Annotated in this window: 3 protein-coding genes; all 3 read right to left on the bottom strand. The window is 71.5% G+C overall.

Annotated features, from left to right (window positions below; genetic code table 11):
• Nucleotides 1–154 precede the first annotated feature (154 nt).
• Nucleotides 155–2,221, bottom strand: a complete 2,067-nt coding sequence (locus ACOJUF_RS09680) for a spermidine synthase (RefSeq protein ID WP_420121648.1) — start codon at nucleotides 2,219–2,221, stop codon at nucleotides 155–157.
• A gap of 59 nt (nucleotides 2,222–2,280) precedes the next feature.
• Nucleotides 2,281–2,913 (bottom strand): MBL fold metallo-hydrolase, encoded by a 633-nt coding sequence (locus ACOJUF_RS09675; protein ID WP_420121647.1) that lies wholly within the window; start codon nucleotides 2,911–2,913, stop codon nucleotides 2,281–2,283.
• 83 nt (nucleotides 2,914–2,996) lie between these two features.
• Nucleotides 2,997–3,259: type II CAAX prenyl endopeptidase Rce1 family protein (locus ACOJUF_RS09670; protein WP_420121646.1), on the bottom strand; the 263-nt coding region annotated here is incomplete at its 5' end.

The raw sequence follows: 3,259 nt of genomic DNA, 5'->3' as shown, positions 1-3,259 counted from the left end.
CCGTTCCCGGCGTACCCCGGCAACGGGCTGCCCTCAGCTCCACCGCCCCGCTACGACAGGGTCAGCGGTGGTGGCCTCTCACCTCCACTCGAACAAGCAGCGCCTCGTGGCGCACCGCCGGCGTTGATGATCCGCGCGGGGTGAGGGCGGGAGGTCAGACGGCGACCAGGCCCTTGCGCGGGGTGAGCAGGAAGGCGCACAGGTACAGCGCGGCGACGATGAGCAGCAGGTTGCGGTAGCCGGTGAGCAGGGCCAGGTACTCCAGGCAGCCGCCGAGCATCGCGCCGAGCAGGTTGAGCCCGAACGCGGCCCGGGAGTCGTCGGAGGCGCCGAAGCGCTTGGAGAACGCGACGTTGGCCAGATAGATCGGGACGAAGGCGAGCAGCACGGCCACGATCAGCCGCGGCCAGAACGGCAGCCCGAGCAGCCAGTCCGGCTGGACGAAGTAGCACACGGCCAGCGACGCGGCGATCCCGGCGAAGACCAGCGGCAGCGGCGGGGTGCGGAACCGCCGGGTGGTCTCCACGGCGGCCAGCACGATCACCAGCACCCCGGCGAACACGAACGCGTTGACCAGCCACGTCGTGCCGAACAGCAGCGCGAAGGTGGCGATGTTCTTGGTCTCCAGCAGCAGGAAGGCCGCGCCCATGAAGAACAGATCCGCGTAGGGGCGCATGGAGCGGAACGGGCCGCCGAGGGCGCGGACCGCGGTCAGCGAGATCAGCAGGATGCCGGCCAGCGTCCACAGGTAGATCGCCGGGATCGACCCGCCCTGGTAGTACAGGAACGGCCGGTCGTCGGTGGCCGGAGCGATCACCGGGCCGGCCGGCACCCACGCCGCGCCGCACGACTGGTCGGCCTCGTCCAGGGCGGCGCTGACCACCGCCTGCCCGCCGCCGACCTTGTCCACGCAGGGCGGGTGACCGAACGCGGCCGCCGCGGTGCCGGCCAGCCGGTCGATCAGCCAGTCCTCGCGGTAGTAGTTGTACATCGCGAACAGGCCGTCGTCGGTCAGGTGCGCGCGGGCCGCGGTCAGCGCCTGCTCGGTGAACAGGAAGCTCTCCAACCGGATCTGCGAGGCCCCGGTGACCAGGGCCAGGGAGTCCGGCAGGGCGAACAGGATCAGGTCGTACCGGGTGTCGGTGGTCTCCAGGAACGCCCGCCCGTCGTTGACATGACGGGTCACCCGCGGGTCGGCGTACGGCTGGTCCGGGTTCTTCTCGACGCCGATCTCCATGATCCGCGGGTCGATGTCGACGGCGTCGACGTGCCGGGCTCCCTTGGACAGCGCGATCGCCACGTCGGAGCCGGACCCGGCGCCGATGATCAGCACGTTGCCCAGCGGGTTCTGCGGCGACCGCTGGTACGGCAGCCCGTACTGGGCCTCCTCGGTGAGCCGGACCTGGGCCGGCCGCATGATCTGGTGCGGGACGCCGTTGACCGAGATGTCGGTGATCGGGGCGCCGCCCAGGATCCGGTCGGTGGTGTGCACCTTGTAGTACGGCGACCAGGAGACCCCCGGCGACAGCGTCTCGACCAGCAGGAACGACACCATCGCCAACCCGCAGGCGACGGAGAGCCACCGCCGCCAGCCGTCGATCAGCAGCACGAACCCGGCGGTCACCACCACGCCCCACACCACCGACGGGGCCCGCAGGAAGGACAGGGCGGTGAAGCCGGCGATGCCGGCGAGCGAGCCGACCAGATCCCAGCGGTAGGCGGTCAGCGGTCGCAGGTGGGCGAAGCACCGCCCGACCGCCTCGGCCGGCCCGGCCAGGCAGGCGGCCACGAGCACGAAGATGACCGGCAGGACCGCCCAGGCCGGCGGGCCGGACGTCTCCAGCGACGTGAAGTAGATGACGTCGTCGCCGGCCCGGTCGATCGTCACCGGCTCCAGGAACACCAGGACGACCAGCACGGCCAGGATCACCGGCGCGGCCGGCAGGACCGACCAGCGGTGGCGGGCGATGAGAAAGCCCAGCCCGATCCCGAGGAACGAGCCGAGCAGCACGAAGTTGGAGAAGTAGCTCAGGTGCACGACGTTGGCGCCGAGCCAGCGGATCAGCGCCAGTTCCAGGAAGAGCATGAGCGCCGAGCCCAGCACCAGCCGGCGCACGACCCGGCGGTCGGGCCGTTCGCGGTGCCCGCCCGGCTCCGGGCGCCCGGCGGCGGCCGGACCGCCCGGGCCGGCGGTCGTGGACTCCCGATCGGCGTGCGTCATCCGGACTCCTCCACCGGCCCTGCCGCGCGGGGCCGGCCCTGGTCAGGGGCGGTGGGTGCTCACAGGTCCCGGGGCCGGCCGTCGTCCAGATCCACCCACCGGGTGGCGTCCGGACCCATCCGCTCGATCAGCCCGTACACCATGGCGGTGTTGGCCAGGACCTTCTCGTGGATCGGCACGGCGATGGCGGGCGCGACCTCGTGCAGGTAGTCGATGGCCTCCTTGACGGCCATCCACGGCGCCGACACCGGCAGCGCGAGGATGTCGACGTCCACGCCGGGCAGGGTGAACGAGTCGCCGGGCAGGAAGAGCCGGTCGCCGACGAGGTAGCAGGCGTTGGTGATGCCGGGCAGGTCGCCGTAGATGATCGCGTGGTCCGACACCCAGACCTGCACCTGCGTGCCGAGGTCCTCGAGCAGGTCGCCGGTCTGCACGGCCCTGGCCTCGACGCCCTGGCCGGCCAGCGTCGCGACGGTGTCCGGGTCGGCGAACAGCGGCGCGTCCGGGTTGGTGGCCAGCACGGTCTTGAGCCGTTCCACGTCGACGTGGTCCGGATGCTGGTGCGTGATCAGGATCCCGGTCAGACCGGTCAGGTCCTCGAACGGGCCGGAGAAGGCGCCGGGATCGGTCAGCAGGCTGGCCCGGTCGTCCACGATGTGCAGGCACGAGTGGCCGTACTTGGTGATCTGCATAGTGCCGTCAGGCTATGCCCGTGACCGGCCCGCCGGCAGCCCGGGGGAGTGCGCGGCCCACCCGCGGCCGGAGCGGGCGATCGCTACTGCAGCAGCAGCCAGGCCGCGAAGAAGCCCAGCGAATTGGTCGCCCAGTGCAGCAGCATGGTGGTCTTGATGCCCTTGCCCAGCCGGGCCATCACGCACATCAGGACGCCCGCGACGGTCATCGACAGCACGGCCGCGGTCGTGGTGACCCACGGGTTGGTGCCGATCGTCTCGCCGACCGCGGCGTTGGCCTGGCCGATCCCCATCGAGGGCAGGATGTGCCAGAGCCCGAACAGGAACGACGCGCCCAGCACCGGGA

The sequence above is a fragment of the Nakamurella sp. genome (assembly GCF_048594475.1).
In the GTDB taxonomy this organism is placed as follows: Bacteria; Actinomycetota; Actinomycetes; order Mycobacteriales; family Nakamurellaceae; genus Nakamurella.
The sequence above is the reverse complement of the archived record's forward strand: the minus strand, read 5'-3'. Positions and strand labels throughout refer to the sequence as shown.